Genomic DNA, 14,181 nt, shown 5'->3' with positions numbered 1-14,181 from the left:
TAAAGTAGTATAAAGAACTCTCTAGTATACGTGGCAATTGCAAAACAAAGGTGGAATAGTCTTATGAAAAAAATTGTTGTGATTGGATCGAGCGGTGCAGGGAAATCAACTTTTGCAAAGAAACTGGCATTGGTATTGGATATTCCACTCTATCATTTGGATCAGATGAATTGGCGCTCGGGATGGCAGGAAGTTTCCAAAGAAGAGCAAAAACAGATGCAACTTGAAGTTTTGAAAAAGGACGCATGGATCATTGATGGTAATTACGGAGGAACTCTTGAAGTCCGGTTGAAAGAAGCCGATACTGTGGTTTTTCTCGATTTTCATCGAGTGATTTGCATTAGTCGAGCGTTACGACGCGTTTTAAGGTACCGCAATCAAGTGCGTCCTGACATGGCAGAAGGATGCCCGGAACGATTTGATTTAGAGTTCATGAAATACATATGGAATTTTCCTGAAACTAAGACGCCACATATCCTAAAACGACTTCAGGAGCTTCCATTAGAAAAGCGCGTGTTTCATTTTCGTAAACCTCATGAACTTGATAAGTTTTTATTAGAGCTGGAGAAAAGAAAAAGTTCTAATTAATAGAAGGAGGTGCTGTCTTGACTTGGCTCAAGCAGTTTAAAGTACACCGACAAGAAAAATATGAAATTAAGAAGTATGAAAGAGCATTAAGGAAAGCATGGTTTTGGGAGGTGACCTTACAAAAGGAAAAGGCAGCTCAATTTTTAGAGAGCCATATGACCACTTCAACTTATTACGCAGAAGGTATTATAGGCAGTGGTTGGATCAAGATTGGCTATCTTTATTATGATTTAAAAGAGTTTAGCAAAGCCGCGGCCTCTTTCGAAAAGGGCCTTGAAATTGGTAAACATCTTGAATATCCCTATAACTCTCAATTAAAGAAAATCATTAAGGCATTTGAAAAAGCAGATCGAGAAGACTTGGTTAACAAATGGCGACCTGAGCTTATTGATAGAGCTCGCTATGACAAGAAATTCAAAAGGCTAGAGAAAATTTAGATGGAAGTCTGCTACTCTAGCAACTTATAATAAATCACTGTAGCATCAAATTTCCCGTCATCTGACTTCGCAAACATGGGAATCTTGCCAACTTGTATGTAACCTAAAGAGCGATACAGAAGGTTCGATGGATCCCCTTCGCGCGTATCTAATACAATCAAGGTCTTGCCAAGTTCTTTCGCAGTCGTTTCCGCATGTTCCATTAGAAGACGTGCGATTCCTCTTCGGCGGTAAGCTTGGGACACCATCAGCTTGGCGATTTCGACGCGATGAAGACCATTTTGTTTAGTCGTCAGATGCAGTTGGATGGTCCCAGCGATTTTGTCCTCCTGCTTCACCACGAAAAGCAAAGTGTGCTCACTACAAACCGATTTCCAATAAGCCGTAGCTTCTTCCTCAGACAATCCGGGCAAGAAGCCGATAGAGGCGCCGTCATTCACGACATCAATCAATAACTCAGTCAAAGCAGCTAGACTAAAGGAAACATCTTCGATTCTCTCAAGGGTAAGTGGAGCAGTCATGGCCAATCCTCATTTCCAGTATTTTCTCTAGTATACGCAATTAGTGAACATAAAAAAATCGCTAAAGGAATTGAATCCTCTAGCGAATTAGTTTTACTTGATTCCAACAGTGACGGTATCGTCCCCAAACGCCACCTCAACAGAAGGAGTCTCTTCAGGAAGTGTCGTCACATGCAGAGTGTTCACTAATACATTTTGGCGAAGTAATGATTCAAACCGTTTTACGATAACCGCCGAATCAGCAGTACCGTCGACCCATAAGTCCACGTAGACTTCGAGAGGAAGGTCGAGCTGTTTGCGTTTATCTTGAACCGCACGGATCAATTCCCGTACATAGCCTTCTTCTACAAGCCCAGGTGTCAAGGTTGTTTCTAGCAACACTGAAACACCAGAGTCTTCAGCGAGCACAAATCCTCCTCGAACTTCTTTTTCTACCAAAACATGCTCCGGTAGCAGCGTATACTCTGTGTCGTCCAAGTCCATTTGCAATGAACCAGTCTCCATCAATTTCTGAAGGCTTTCCGAAGAAAGGCTCTCGACCATTTGTTTAAGTGCATTGACGTTCTTTCCGAAAACGGCTCCTGCTGTCTTAAAGTTGACCTTCGCTTGTAGGCTGAAGTACTCACTTAGCGAATCCGTGCGCTCGACTGATTTCACGTTCAGTTCGTCTTTCACGATGGTCATCGCTGCGTCATCAAGTGTCACGTTCTCTCCTAAACTAACTACAAGGCGAGCTAGCGGTTGTTTCGTTTTCAAAGCAGTTGCATTGCGAAGACTGCGACCCAGTTCAACGATTTGCAAAACTTGTTTCATCGACTGTTCAAGAGAGGAATCGATGAGTGACGCATCACTCTTCGGATAGTCGGCCAAGTGCACGCTTGTGGAAGTCAGTTTTTCATACAGGTCGTCTGCCACATAAGGAGTAAAAGGAGCAAGTAGACGAGCTATAGTCGTCAACACTTCATAAAGTGTGGAGAACGCGGCGCGTTTGTCATCTGACATACCACTTGCCCAGAACCGGGTGCGAGAGCGACGAACATACCAGTTGCTGACCTCATCTAGTAACGTCGCAAGCTGTCGTGTCGCAGCGGTGAACTGGTAGTCATCCATTGAGCCGACCACTACTTGAATAGTACTATGCAGGCGAGATAAGATCCAGCGGTCTAAAAGTGTCCGGTTACCTGTGTTCGCCGCGTCGTAGTCAAAATCATCGATGGCCGCATAAAGAGAATAAAACTTGTACGTATTGTCGAGCGTGTCCACTACTTTCGATTTCGCATCTTGAACAATCTTGGTCGAGAAACGTTTTGGATTCCAAGGGGAGCTGTCTACAAGGAACGACCAACGTAGCGCGTCCGCTCCGTAGGTGTGCATCAACTCCGTCGGATCGAGTGCGTTCCCTTTACTCTTCGACATCTTCTGGCCATGTTCATCTAACACATGCCCGAGAGACAACACGGATTTATACGGAGCTTTTCCGGTCATCAGCGTAGAGACCGCAAGCAAGCTGTAGAAGAAACCACGCGTCTGGTCAATGCCTTCGATGACCACATCTGCCGGGAACTGTTGGTGAAACTTCTCTTGATTCTCGAACGGGTAGTGGTGCTGAGCAAATGGCATCGAACCACTATCAAACCAGACGTCTATTACTTCTGGAGTCCGGTGCATCGTACCTTGGCAACTCGGACAGTGTAAGGTCACCTCATCGATGTACGGTTTATGAAGCTCTACCGTATCTGAGATCAGTGTCGTGCTTAAATTTTGTAACTCAGCCACACTTCCTGGAGCTACTTCATGACCGCAGTCCTCACACGACCAGACGTTGAGTGGCGTTCCCCAGTAACGATTGCGACCGATGTTCCAGTCGACGACGTTTTCTAGAAACTTTCCAAATCTTCCTTCTTTGATATGCTCTGGATACCAGTCCACCTTACTGTTCGCATCCAGTAATTGATCACGAAGAGCCGTCATGCGGATGAACCAGCTGTCAGTTGCATAGTAGAGAAGCGGGGAGTCACAGCGCCAGCAGAACGGGTAGCTGTGCTCATATTTCTCTTTGTGGAATAACAGTCCTTTAGCAGCTAGCATCTGGATGATGGAGACGTCTGCGTCTTTTACGAAGACACCAGTTAGATCCGGGAATGCTTGTGTGTAGCGTCCGTCAAGTCCTACGACATTGACGAACGACAAGCCATTCGCTTGTGTCACTCTATAATCATCTTCCCCGTAAGCAGGAGCCAAATGGACGATTCCCGTACCACTTTCTGCTGTGACAAAATCAGCAGCTAGCACGACGTGCCCATTCTCCACGGAGACTGCATCAAAAGGAGGAAGATAGCGAGTTCCGACTAGTTCTTTCCCTTGAAACTCTTTCGTGATGACTGCATGCTCGCCAAAGAGTTTAACCACCAAATCTTTTGCTACTACCAACTGCTCGTCTTGATGAGTAACTTGAACATACGTCAGGTCAGGATTAACAGCGAGAGCGACATTTGCTGGTAGCGTCCACGGGGTGGTCGTCCAACCAAGAAACGCTGTGCCAGGTTGCTCCGCCAAACGGAACTTCACGGTCGCGGACAAGTCTTTGACGTCTTTGTAGCCTTGTGCCACTTCATGTGAGCTCAGTGTCGTCTGGCAGCTCGGGCAATATGGGGAGACGCGGTGTCCTTTGTAGAGGTACCCTTCCTTATGCACGTGACTCAAGATCGACCAGACACTTTCGATGTAGTCATTGCTCAGTGTCACGTACGGATCGTCCATATCGACCCAGTAGCCGAGTTCTTCAGTGAAGTGTCGCCATCTTTTCTCATAGGTGAAGACACTTTCTTTACAGCGTTCTATGAAAGGAGCGACTCCGTACTCTTCAATAGCTTGCTTACCTGAGATGCCCAGTTGCTTCTCCACACCCAGTTCTACCGGAAGACCATGGGTGTCCCAACCGGCTTTACGTTCTACATAATAGCCTTGCATCGTCTTGTAGCGAGATACGACGTCTTTCACAGTGCGACCAAAAGCGTGGCCGACGTGAGGAAGACCATTCGCAGTAGGCGGTCCTTCATAAAAGACAAATGGTTTTGCATCTGTTCTTTGCTGGACAGACTGGTGAAACGTTTGATATTCGTTCCAGTGGCCGCGAATCCGCTGTTCGCGCTCCACAACGGTTTCATTTGATTTCTTTTGATTCATCTTCATTCGCTCCTTTCAAATTTCTAAAAACACACCAAAAACCCCGCCCCAAGAAGGGACGGAGTTATCCGCGATACCACCCTAATTCTATCGATCACTCAATAGCACTCAGCAACGTACAATCATACGTGTTCCTTGTAACGGAGGACTCCCGACTCGGCTTAAAACAGGTTCAGCCAAGCTTCTCAGAGAGGATTTTCACGCAACATCTGTACACTGACTTGCACCAAGGTGTCAGCTCTCTGGGGAACAGATTGAAACGTTACTCTTTCTCATCAACGAATTTGTATGCTTTTATTGGAACTAATTGTAACATGCGAAATGGAATAGTCAACGATTCTAAATTTTTTCTTTGGATTGGAACTTTCTTGAATTTTTATCGTAAACATTAAAAAGAGATGAGGTGACGGGTAATGAGCAATTTATTGTTTGTCTTGGTAGCGCTTATTGCAATTGTTCTGATTGTAGGAGTAGTACTTTCTTTTGTGTTTTTGAAGCGAAAGTAAGGAGGACAGAGGATGCAAGATGTAGTGATCACTTTTACTCTATTCATGGCGCTGGGTAGTCCACTTCTCTTTTGGTATTTGAAAAGAAAGAGCTTAGCACTACTTAACGGGGCAGTCGTACTATTTGCACTAGGATTATTTTTTCTGCAAATCAGCGGGATGGAAAGTACCCCGCAACTAGAGCTGTTGTGGAGGTCTTCTTTAGTACTAGCTTTAATTGGATTATTCTGGAGCAGTACTTTGCTCGCATTGAAGAAGTTGAAACTTTCAGTAGCGAAGGTTCTGGGTGTACTTCTAGTGTCACTGGCAGTATTGCTGATGATAGAAATAGTAGTCCCGCAGCTAGTTGCAGATTGGCTCACTGCCGTAATGGTTGCAGCAGTTCCAATCTATGTGGTCTTACTTACTATTCTAGCGTTGAAACAGTTTGACCGGAAAGCTGCTTTATAATCAGAAAAGGGGAAATGAGATGTTCTTTTTAACGACCAGTGCCATTGCAATCATGTACTGTTTTACTTTATATTTTGCGTTAACCTTCTTTATACATTTGAAGGCGGATGAGCAGCGCGAAGCCAAGCAAGCCAGATTAGGAGCAGTGTTGTCTCTAGGAGTAGCTTTGATTCTTCCAGCAATTTTCGCATATTTACAGATGTTGAATTAGTAAGGGGGACCATTTGTGTGGCTTGATTTTTATGGAGGGTTTGGAGTATTACTGGCATCTGTATGTATCTGGTGGCTTCTGTTCTTCGCAATTCTTCGTTTGAAACGGTGGGGAATGGAAACTCGCTCATGGAAATCAGATTTAGTAGTCACTGCCATTCAGAGTGTTATAGTGACAATGCTGTTTCCGGTGATAGTGGATTGGTTGAGATAGAGATAAGGGGGATGGACCATGCTATTGCAAAACGGGTTTGTGTTTACTAGTCATACGGGTACTTTTGAGAAACAAGATGTACTTGTTCAAGACGGATACATAGTGAGAGTAGGGAAAGACCTAGATTACAAAGGAGGCGAGCAACTCGACTGCACAGGCAAGTGGCTGATTCCAGGACTGATCGATATGCATGTTCATATCAAAGAACACTTCGCGAACTATTTCACAGCTGCTGGAATCACTACAGTTCGCAATACCGCTGGAAGCGTCCATGAACTGCGAGAAATGATGGAAGCGGACGGAAAAGGCATGGGGCCTCGCGTGATTTCTACAGACCGCTTGATTGATGGGCCCCCAGGACTTTGGGGAGAAACTTCGCCATTTAATAAAAATGTGTCGACGGTTGAAGAGGCAATAGCAGAAGTCAGAAGACAGGTAGAGCTTGGAGCAGCATTTATCAAGACATACGGATGGTTGAGCTCTGAGAATTTTGAAGCGGTCGTAATGGAAGCGAAAAAGCACGGGAAAGAGGTCAGCACAGATCTCGTGTATTCAAAAGATGTGACAGCACTCAGCGCAGCAAAGATGGGAGTCGACTGGTTAGAACATGCATCTGGAATTGTCCAAAATCTTTATCCAGACTGGACGATGGATGCACCTTCAGAAGTGTGGCAACAGATCCCTTGGGATGAGCCGGATGATGAAAAGATACTTGATGTTTGTAAACTATTGCTCGCACATCAGGTGAAACTTTGTCCAACACTTGTCCTCTATGATCAAATGAACCGAGCGGAAGAGTACTGGAAGCCGGAACATCCTGTGATTCATCATCTTGAAGCCGGAGGGTATCAATTTGTTCATTGGCCAGGTATGGCAGCTGCCAAAGCCGGTCAATCTTCGTTTGGTATCCAAACTAAGACCATTCAGCGAATCAGCTATCTGTATCACCAAATGGAAGGAATCGTTGTCGCTGGGACCGATACACCTGCCGGCATCTCCACATATCCAGGTCTTGCACTTCATCGAGAACTGCAATTGTTAGTTGAGGCAGGATTCACAGAAATAGAAGCCTTAAAGAGTGCAACTTCCGTCGCGGCTGATTCGTTGGGAAGACCGGATCTTGGTCGAATTGAGAATGGAGCGGTGGCGGATTTACTTGTCTTAAATGCGAACCCGCTAGAAAACATTGAAAACACTTTGTCGACAGTTAGCATCGTCAAACAAGGTGTTGTTTATAGTCCGGATGAATTAATGACCGAGATTCCAGATCAAGAGACCATGCTCAAGAGATTTGCGGAATGGGAAGCTTATTTTCAGACGGTAGAGATTTAAAAATGAAGGAGAATGAGCCTTTGAAATATGCATTTTATTTTTTGAGTATTGCTTTTCTTAGCCTATCGTTCTTCACTTATACAGAACATAAAGAACTCCTGGCTCTTCAAACAGAAAAAGGCATACAATATCAGACGAGCGTTAGACTGATAGAGCTTTATACGGATAATTCCTATTTGGAACTCTCCGATGATGAAAGAATTAGCACTGGAATTCGTCTGATAACAGAAGCGAGTCGCATAAATTCGTATGGTGGAGAATGGGTGCTACTATCTAATGACATACAGTCACTTGGACACTCTCTTTTGACTAAAGAGAAAGCGGTGACACAAGAAGAAGAATTGAAGCGAGAACAGATTCATAATCAAATGGTAATCATAGACGAAGAGTTAGAGGATGAAGCGATAAATTGGTTTAAAGAATTCAATACATTAGACGACGTTACATCCAAATACCTTAAATACTAAAGAACCTCAGGAGAGTTAGAAATCCTAACTGTTCTGAGGTGCTTCATTTTTAATTTGATCTACCTTTGCATCGGCTTCTTGCAACCAGTCTTTGTACCAGTGGACAAAAATTATGGTACCTCCCGACAGAAATAACAGGATGCCTACTACAAAAGGAAATCCTAACAAGAGAGGTTCTGAATCTACATAGCTCCCAGAGAATAAGACAGAACGAACTTTAGAATCTCCTGACTGGGATGCAGCACTCGTTGCATAAATTGTAGCAGCAAGTAGAGTTGCACTCGTCAAAACAGTGCCTGCCCCAAAGAGTACAATTCCAAGTATAAAATTTTTCATACAAAGTCCCCTTAGCAGAATCATTTTTCTTAACTTTACCATGAATATACTGGAAATTATAGAAATTTTATTTGGTACTCAAACTATAATGCCAAAGCTCGTTCTCTACTTGAAAACCAACTTTTTCGTATAAAGGATTGGCTACATCGTTTAATAAATTTACCGTCAATGTTACATCGGAGAAATTCCCAATAGAGGTCACTTGATCAAGGGCTAGACGAAGTAATTCTTCCCCGAGTCCTTGCCCACGATAATTAGGCGCTAGTGCAAAATACTCGAGATGGATAGATTCTGTTCCCTCCTCAAAGTACGTATAGCCAATAAACATATTTTCTAAATAAGCAAAATAAAGCGTATGACCTTGTTGTTGCGAACGATCTAGAATCGTCTTTGCATCATAATACGTACCAGGAAATTCGGTATTGTGGAGCTCTACGAATTTCTGGCTGTTTTGAGTAGAAAATGGCTCAAGTGTAAGTTTTTGTGGTTTGGCTTTCGCAGCTTGCTGGATTTTATAATACAAATGCTTTCCGCGAAGCTCTGCTTGCATATGGTCCATGAAAGTTTGTTGCTGAATATTGTCCTTATGTAAGAAAAACGAAAATTCACTAAGCTGTGGGAATTCACTCCATGCATAGTTCCACAATTTCATAATAGTTGGAATGTCAGAGGAGAGGTGAAAAGGTCCCCATACTTCCGCTAGCTTCTCTTCATAATCAAATCCAATCAAACCTTCAATAGTCTCGCCTTCAAGCTCCGCAACAAGAGAAGTCGAATCACCTTCCATGAAATCTTCTCGGAGACTTTCTAAGATTTCTTCTTTTGATGTGCCACAATAGCCAGAGTGAGAGGTCATTTGGCTATTGACGTTTGCTAACCACTCGGCCGCCATGTCTAGCTGAGAAGCATGTATTCGTAAATAAGTTGTCACGTTACCGCTCCGTTCTGTGAAAAGTATTTCTTCTCTTCATACTATCTAGTAGTATGAAGAAAGTAGAAGTCTCTGTAAATAAAAAATGGGTTTTCCGAATGTCATCCATATAGATATCGTTAATTTAATGAAATGAAAATTAATGGGGAACTGCACATGAAATTCGAGAGTTGATTCAGTAGGAGGACGCAAATGCCGTATTTACATCAAATGTTTGAAGATGAGCTCATGGATGAAGAAACTTATAAGACAATTTACGATTTCATCACTTTGGATAATTTCCGAAGTGGGGAATACGAAGGGAACAGATTTCTCTTTCGTAAAATCGATCGGACATATGTTCAAGTAGAAGATTTAGTGGCGTTTGAAAATACGGGGAAACGGCAAATACAAGGTTTTCAGGCGAACCATCTAGCTGCAGAACTCGAACATTATTGGAAAGTAAGAAAAGATTCGTAGTCCCTTAACGAGTCGACAGAAGTAGAATAAAAATAGATTGGGGCAGGAACACATGATTGCCATACAGAAAGCAACTTTAAAAGATGCGGACCAACTCACGAAGATAATGAGAGCAACATTTGATAAAGAGAAAGAGACTTGGATTAAGGATGAGACTGTTGTTGATTACAATATCCAGCCACCGGGCTACGGTTCTTTGGAAATGACTAGATACATGATTGAAGACCTCGAGTACTACAAAATTTTGCTGGACTCTAAAGTGATTGGAGGTATCATTCTTACACTTACAGGAACATCCTTTGGAAGAGTGGATCGTGTATTTATTTTGCCGGAGTATCAAGGGAACCAGTTCGGGAAAAAGGCGATGCAGTGGATTGAAGAAGCATTTCCGACTGTGGCAATTTGGGAGCTTGAAACTTCGGCTCGCCAAATCAACAATCACGCGTTTTATGAAAAGGTAGGCTATCATACTACATTTCAAACTGATGAAGAATATCATTACCTGAAAAGAATGCCAGTATCTAATGATTTACGACTAAATTATTCTTCTGAGTTTCCAGCATCGAAAGAATTTTATCAAATAAACCAAGAGAACGTTGTGTTTGCCAATAGTAACTTAATTGGCTTTCAAGCTTCGAACTGTAATTTTTATCAATCGAAATTTAGAAATATCAATTACAGAGAGAGTCGGTTTAGTGATTTGAATTTTGCAGGTTCTATATTCAATTTGACTAGTTTAGGAGGCGTGCAGTTTAAAGATGCAGATCTTGGATACGAAGCAACGCCCATCTCTTTTGAACGATGCGATATTCAAGGTACAACTATGGATAACTGCAATCTCAGAGGATTGACCATCCGAAACTCAGATATCGAAGGAATGACGATTGATGGAATTGCCATCGACAAACTCGTGAAAGCATACAAAGAGAAGCTGTCCCTCAGCAAGACATGATTCTTTAATGTGACATTTGAATTGGACACTAATATGAGAAGAAGGGGACTCTAAAAATGCGCCAAATACTACTAATTTCTTTTATTCTTAGTCTCAGTGTCATTTCTGGTTGTCTTCTCTCCAGCGATTCAGCCGAACTAAAGAAATCGGATGTCGAGGAAGTGAACACGTTAGAGCAAGTCGTACTTGAGGTTGTTGAGAGCACAGTGACTCCAGAGGGATTGACTTTGCGAATCGTTAATAGTTCTGATAAAGCTATCAGATATAACGGAGCATTCTCACTTGAAGAAACTATCGATGGTGAATGGTATGTGGTCAATGACGTACTCGGTGGTAAGTTCGAATTTGCAGATGAAGGTTTGGGTACTGAGTCAAATTCTACTACAGATATTCCGATTGACTGGCGAGGAATATACGGAGAAATGGATTCCGGAGACTACCGGATACTATTCAATGTTGGTGATGAATCAGGTAGGTATAATTTAGCAGCCGAATTTAGTATTCCACAATAAACTAAAGAAAAAAGAGGAGGGCCTATAAGCCTTCCTCTTTAATCGTTCAAGAGATTCCCCTCAGCAGGAATCGGATGTTCATTCAACAGCCGTGCTAAATGCATCGTGTTGTATGCGAGCATTTCTGCATGTTTTTTAGTGAATGCATTGCTTCGATCGGTGTCTCGGTAAGAGGGACCAGGACCGGCTTCACCTACCCAGTACGCATCCACATTTGGAGGGATGACAAATCCGATATGTGAAAGACCGTAGAGAATGGAGGCAGACGCATGCTTGGCCCCGTCTTCGTTTCCGGTCACCACGACGCCACCCACTTTATTATAGTAGATCGCTTGTCCTTTTTCGTTCGTCTCGCCACTACTCCCGTAAAGTCTTTCGATGGCAAGCGTGGCAATACTGCTTTTCTCACCTAACCAAAGTGGCGTCCCGATAATCACGATATCTGCTGCTTTCACCTTGTCAAACACTTGGGGCCACTCGTCACCTTCTCCCATATCACCTGCAATTCCATAGGCAATCTGATAATCAGCGAGACGGATGACTTGAGACTCCACATGGTTGCTCTTGAAATGGACTTGAACTTCTTCTATTAATGCATCTGTATGAGACGGTTCGTCAGACGCTTTGAGTGAGGCATTTAAAAATACTGCTTTTAAAGTCATGCAAATCCTCCTTAAGACAAAGTTGTTCTCCGATTCCCTTGTTGTGACGTTTTCAAACGAAACGGTTGTCTGTATACAGACAAATATGGTTTTGGTATAGTTAGGGCGTGAATAGGATTTCCTTCGGGGTCGGGTGCAATTCCCAACCGGCGGTGATGAGGCAAGGCCTCTTAGTCCGTGACCCGGTTTCTGTGAAAAGAAAACGGTGGATTTGGTGCAACTCCAAAGCCGACAGTAAAAGTCTGGATGGGAGAAGGAAAACACAACGTTTTTAAATCAATCGATTTGAAACGCTTTTTTGTGCTGCTTTTTTCTCCCTCACCTTTCAAAAGGTGGGGGATTTTTTGTGCACGACAAAAACGAAGACAACTTATAAGGAGGGACTCTATGACCGATCAGGAATTCAGGAAGTCGACCACACCAATTGGCAAAAGGAAACGGATTGCATCACACGCGGTAAACGAAGATCTGCACAGTCTTCGAAGTAGGTATGATGCTCCCTTAGTAGGCACACAAACCATTCTTCACAAACATCCTTCTCTCACCACCCGACGACCCCGAGGTGGACACCATCCCATTCGCATCGTGCTCAACTCCGAGCACACTATTCCAATCACTAATATGATTTTTCAGGATCAACTCCAAAACGAAAGGAGGGAAGTCCATGTTCACAGGCATTATTGAAGAGCTTGGCACGATTAAGCGAGTCAGTCGTTCTCAGGAAGCGATGACGTTGACAATTGAAGCCGAGACTATTCTACAAGACGTCGCTCTTGGAGACAGTATTGCCATCAATGGTATCTGTCTTACTGTAACTTCATTCTCTAAAACGCAGTTCACAGTTGATGTCATGCCAGAGACCTTCGCTGCGACGACCATCGGACAATTGAAAGCAGGTAACCGTGTGAATCTCGAACGTGCCATGGCTGCTAACGGTCGCTTCGGCGGACATTTTGTAACCGGACATTGCGATGCGGTCGGCACTATCACTAGCATCCTGGCCAATCAAAACGCCATTCAAATGACCATCCAGTTTCCAGAGAATTTTCGACCTTACGTTATTCAGAAAGGTTCGATTACTGTCGATGGCGTTTCTTTGACGATTTTTGGACTCAGTCAACGAGAACTAATGATTTCTATCATTCCCCACACAGTCGACAAGACCATTTTGCATTCTAAGAAAGTGGGAGACTCCGTTAACCTCGAGTTTGATGTTCTCGGAAAGTATATCTTAGGAGCCGCGGAAGCGAAGAAGTCTCCGCAGTCCAAAGTGACGCACGACTTTTTACAAAAAAACGGCTATGCCTAAATAGGAGGAACGCATATGCACACCATAGAACAGGCATTAGAGCAATTGAAGCTTGGACGTCTCATTATCGTAGTCGATGATGAAGACAGGGAGAACGAAGGGGATTTTCTGGCGCTCGCAGAATTTGCCACACCAGAACTCGTAAACTTCATGATCACAGAAGGGCGAGGGCTCGTCTGTGCACCGGTTGCAGAAGAACTAGCGGCACGTCTTGAGCTTGTCCCTATGATTGCAGACAACAAAGATCCTTATGGGACCGCGTTTACTGTCAGTATCGACAGCGCAAAAGCAACGACAGGAATCAGTGCACAGGAGCGAGCAGAGACGTTAAAACTATTGACGGCATCTGCAGCTACGACGCACGACTTCGTACGTCCAGGTCACATCTTCCCACTCATCGCAAAATCAGGTGGTGTCAAGGTGCGTCCAGGCCACACAGAAGCGGCTGTCGACCTTGCAAGGCTTTGCGGTGCAGCACCAGTTGGGATCATCTGTGAAATCATGAATCCGGACGGAACGATGGCGCGATTACCACAACTCGAACAGATTGCGGAAAAACACGATCTAGTCATGATTACTATTGAAGAGCTCTTACACTACCGTTTGAAAACTGAAACTATATAGGAGGAAATAATAATGAAACAAGTACTTGAAGGTCACTTAGTAGGAACGGATTTGAAAATTGGGATCGTGGTAGCCCGTTTCAACGAATTTATCACGAGTAAGCTTTTAGGTGGAGCGGAAGATCTTCTTCGCCGTCATGGTGTCAAAGAAGAAGACATCACAGTACTATGGGTACCGGGTGCATTTGAAATTCCACTGGCGGCAAAGAAGCTCGCGGATAGTGGAAATTATGACGCTGTCATCACACTCGGGACTGTGATTCGAGGTGCAACACCTCACTTTGATTATGTCTGTTCAGAAGTCGCAAAAGGCGTCTCTGCAGTCAGCTTGCAATCTGGAGTGCCGACGATTTTCGGAGTACTGACAACTGAATCCATTGAACAAGCGATTGAACGTGCTGGAACAAAAGCAGGGAATAAGGGAGCAGAAGCAGCTATTACTGCTATCGAGATGGCCAACGTCTATAAGAATTTCGCATAAGAGTG

The 14,181-nt window shown here is 43.7% G+C and carries 18 protein-coding genes, 1 pseudogene, 1 riboswitch and 1 other annotated feature; of the genes and pseudogenes, 14 read left to right on the top strand and 5 right to left on the bottom strand.

Features of this window, described 5'->3' with window-relative positions:
- Nucleotides 1-63: 63 nt before the first annotated feature.
- Nucleotides 64-588, top strand: a complete 525-nt coding sequence (locus CQS04_RS12285; RefSeq protein ID WP_100354414.1) for a DNA topology modulation protein — start codon at nt 64-66, stop codon at nt 586-588.
- 17 nt (nt 589-605) lie between these two features.
- Entirely contained in the window at nt 606-1,025 is a 420-nt protein-coding gene (locus CQS04_RS12280) for a hypothetical protein (protein ID WP_100354413.1), read from the top strand.
- 11 nt (nt 1,026-1,036) lie between these two features.
- Here CQS04_RS12280 and CQS04_RS12275 read toward each other — a convergent pair whose 3' ends face one another.
- Together CQS04_RS12275 and ileS are read right to left on the bottom strand one after the other, a co-directional pair.
- Nucleotides 1,037-1,546, bottom strand: coding sequence for a GNAT family N-acetyltransferase (locus tag CQS04_RS12275; protein WP_100354412.1), 510 nt, complete (start codon nt 1,544-1,546; stop codon nt 1,037-1,039).
- Between the two features lie 93 nt (nt 1,547-1,639).
- Nucleotides 1,640-4,732: an isoleucine--tRNA ligase gene (gene ileS, locus CQS04_RS12270; protein ID WP_100354411.1), complete on the bottom strand. Its 3,093-nt coding sequence runs from the start codon at nt 4,730-4,732 to the stop codon at nt 1,640-1,642.
- Between the two features lie 51 nt (nt 4,733-4,783).
- Nucleotides 4,784-5,020: a binding site (T-box leader), on the bottom strand.
- Nucleotides 5,021-5,250: 230 nt separating this feature from the next.
- On the opposite strand from ileS, the gene CQS04_RS12265 reads away from it, so the two are divergent.
- Genes CQS04_RS12265 through CQS04_RS12245 form a run of 5 tightly spaced genes read left to right on the top strand, consistent with a single transcriptional unit; the run spans nt 5,251 to nt 7,911 of the window.
- Entirely contained in the window at nt 5,251-5,688 is a 438-nt protein-coding gene (locus CQS04_RS12265) for a hypothetical protein (RefSeq protein WP_100354410.1), read from the top strand.
- A 19-nt stretch (nt 5,689-5,707) separates the two neighbouring features.
- Complete coding sequence (locus tag CQS04_RS12260; protein ID WP_100354409.1) at nt 5,708-5,899, top strand: hypothetical protein; 192 nt, start codon at nt 5,708-5,710, stop codon at nt 5,897-5,899.
- A 15-nt stretch (nt 5,900-5,914) separates the two neighbouring features.
- Nucleotides 5,915-6,112, top strand: a complete 198-nt coding sequence (locus CQS04_RS12255; RefSeq protein WP_100354408.1) for a hypothetical protein — start codon at nt 5,915-5,917, stop codon at nt 6,110-6,112.
- Nucleotides 6,113-6,130: 18 nt separating this feature from the next.
- Complete coding sequence (locus tag CQS04_RS12250; RefSeq protein WP_100354407.1) at nt 6,131-7,444, top strand: amidohydrolase family protein; 1,314 nt, start codon at nt 6,131-6,133, stop codon at nt 7,442-7,444.
- Nucleotides 7,445-7,485: 41 nt separating this feature from the next.
- A complete protein-coding gene (locus tag CQS04_RS12245; RefSeq protein ID WP_165775539.1) occupies nt 7,486-7,911 on the top strand; it encodes a hypothetical protein in 426 nt (141 codons plus the stop codon).
- 24 nt (nt 7,912-7,935) lie between these two features.
- Here CQS04_RS12245 and CQS04_RS12240 read toward each other — a convergent pair whose 3' ends face one another.
- Both CQS04_RS12240 and CQS04_RS12235 read right to left on the bottom strand, forming a co-directional pair.
- Nucleotides 7,936-8,247 (bottom strand): hypothetical protein, encoded by a 312-nt coding sequence (locus CQS04_RS12240; RefSeq protein WP_100354405.1) that lies wholly within the window; start codon nt 8,245-8,247, stop codon nt 7,936-7,938.
- Nucleotides 8,248-8,314: 67 nt separating this feature from the next.
- Nucleotides 8,315-9,178, bottom strand: a complete 864-nt coding sequence (locus tag CQS04_RS12235) for a GNAT family N-acetyltransferase (protein ID WP_100354404.1) — start codon at nt 9,176-9,178, stop codon at nt 8,315-8,317.
- Between the two features lie 192 nt (nt 9,179-9,370).
- Between CQS04_RS12235 and CQS04_RS12230 the strand changes: the two genes are divergently transcribed.
- The 3 genes from CQS04_RS12230 (at nt 9,371) to CQS04_RS12220 (ending at nt 11,101) form a co-directional block, all read left to right on the top strand.
- A complete protein-coding gene (locus CQS04_RS12230) occupies nt 9,371-9,637 on the top strand; it encodes a hypothetical protein (RefSeq protein ID WP_100354403.1) in 267 nt (88 codons plus the stop codon).
- Between the two features lie 52 nt (nt 9,638-9,689).
- Nucleotides 9,690-10,589, top strand: a complete 900-nt coding sequence (locus CQS04_RS12225; RefSeq protein WP_100354402.1) for a GNAT family N-acetyltransferase — start codon at nt 9,690-9,692, stop codon at nt 10,587-10,589.
- Nucleotides 10,590-10,750: 161 nt separating this feature from the next.
- Nucleotides 10,751-11,101, top strand: coding sequence for an immunoglobulin-like domain-containing protein (locus CQS04_RS12220; RefSeq protein WP_133118825.1), 351 nt, complete (start codon nt 10,751-10,753; stop codon nt 11,099-11,101).
- A gap of 38 nt (nt 11,102-11,139) precedes the next feature.
- On the opposite strand, the gene CQS04_RS12215 is transcribed toward CQS04_RS12220, so the two are convergent.
- Nucleotides 11,140-11,763, bottom strand: coding sequence for a flavodoxin family protein (locus tag CQS04_RS12215; RefSeq protein ID WP_100354400.1), 624 nt, complete (start codon nt 11,761-11,763; stop codon nt 11,140-11,142).
- A 115-nt stretch (nt 11,764-11,878) separates the two neighbouring features.
- Nucleotides 11,879-12,025, top strand: a riboswitch (FMN riboswitch).
- Here CQS04_RS12215 and CQS04_RS12210 point away from each other — a divergent pair.
- The 4 genes and pseudogenes from CQS04_RS12210 to ribH all read left to right on the top strand — a co-directional run bounded on the left by CQS04_RS12210 (nt 12,010) and on the right by ribH (nt 14,176).
- Complete coding sequence (locus CQS04_RS12210) at nt 12,010-12,447, top strand: dihydrofolate reductase family protein (protein WP_165775538.1); 438 nt, start codon at nt 12,010-12,012, stop codon at nt 12,445-12,447. It overlaps the preceding riboswitch by 16 nt.
- Entirely contained in the window at nt 12,428-13,072 is a 645-nt protein-coding gene (gene ribE, locus CQS04_RS12205) for a riboflavin synthase (protein ID WP_100354398.1), read from the top strand. Before CQS04_RS12210 ends, ribE begins: the two co-directional genes overlap by 20 nt.
- 15 nt (nt 13,073-13,087) lie before the next feature.
- Nucleotides 13,088-13,693: pseudogene (ribB, locus tag CQS04_RS12200) on the top strand (3,4-dihydroxy-2-butanone-4-phosphate synthase); the annotation flags it as partial.
- Nucleotides 13,694-13,708: 15 nt separating this feature from the next.
- Nucleotides 13,709-14,176: a 6,7-dimethyl-8-ribityllumazine synthase gene (gene ribH, locus CQS04_RS12195; protein WP_100354396.1), complete on the top strand. Its 468-nt coding sequence runs from the start codon at nt 13,709-13,711 to the stop codon at nt 14,174-14,176.
- Nucleotides 14,177-14,181: the final 5 nt, after the last annotated feature.

This window comes from Chryseomicrobium excrementi (assembly GCF_002798305.1).
GTDB lineage: Bacteria > Bacillota > Bacilli > Bacillales_A > Planococcaceae > Chryseomicrobium > Chryseomicrobium excrementi.
This window is presented reverse-complemented; position numbering and strand designations above follow the sequence as displayed.

What these genes read in the sequence shown, in the direction of transcription:
- CQS04_RS12215 (WP_100354400.1), bottom strand. Translation starts at nt 11,763, where the DNA reads ATGACTTTAAAAGCAGTATTTTTAAATGCCTCACTCAAAGCGTCTGAC.
- ribH (WP_100354396.1), top strand. Translation starts at nt 13,709, where the DNA reads ATGAAACAAGTACTTGAAGGTCACTTAGTAGGAACGGATTTGAAAATT.
- CQS04_RS12260 (WP_100354409.1), top strand. Translation starts at nt 5,708, where the DNA reads ATGTTCTTTTTAACGACCAGTGCCATTGCAATCATGTACTGTTTTACT.
- ribE (WP_100354398.1), top strand. Translation starts at nt 12,428, where the DNA reads ATGTTCACAGGCATTATTGAAGAGCTTGGCACGATTAAGCGAGTCAGT.
- CQS04_RS12230 (WP_100354403.1), top strand. Translation starts at nt 9,371, where the DNA reads ATGCCGTATTTACATCAAATGTTTGAAGATGAGCTCATGGATGAAGAA.
- ileS (WP_100354411.1), bottom strand. Translation starts at nt 4,732, where the DNA reads ATGAATCAAAAGAAATCAAATGAAACCGTTGTGGAGCGCGAACAGCGG.
- CQS04_RS12225 (WP_100354402.1), top strand. Translation starts at nt 9,690, where the DNA reads ATGATTGCCATACAGAAAGCAACTTTAAAAGATGCGGACCAACTCACG.
- CQS04_RS12265 (WP_100354410.1), top strand. Translation starts at nt 5,251, where the DNA reads ATGCAAGATGTAGTGATCACTTTTACTCTATTCATGGCGCTGGGTAGT.
- CQS04_RS12250 (WP_100354407.1), top strand. Translation starts at nt 6,131, where the DNA reads ATGCTATTGCAAAACGGGTTTGTGTTTACTAGTCATACGGGTACTTTT.
- CQS04_RS12210 (WP_165775538.1), top strand. Translation starts at nt 12,010, where the DNA reads ATGGGAGAAGGAAAACACAACGTTTTTAAATCAATCGATTTGAAACGC.
- CQS04_RS12240 (WP_100354405.1), bottom strand. Translation starts at nt 8,247, where the DNA reads ATGAAAAATTTTATACTTGGAATTGTACTCTTTGGGGCAGGCACTGTT.
- CQS04_RS12275 (WP_100354412.1), bottom strand. Translation starts at nt 1,546, where the DNA reads ATGACTGCTCCACTTACCCTTGAGAGAATCGAAGATGTTTCCTTTAGT.
- CQS04_RS12285 (WP_100354414.1), top strand. Translation starts at nt 64, where the DNA reads ATGAAAAAAATTGTTGTGATTGGATCGAGCGGTGCAGGGAAATCAACT.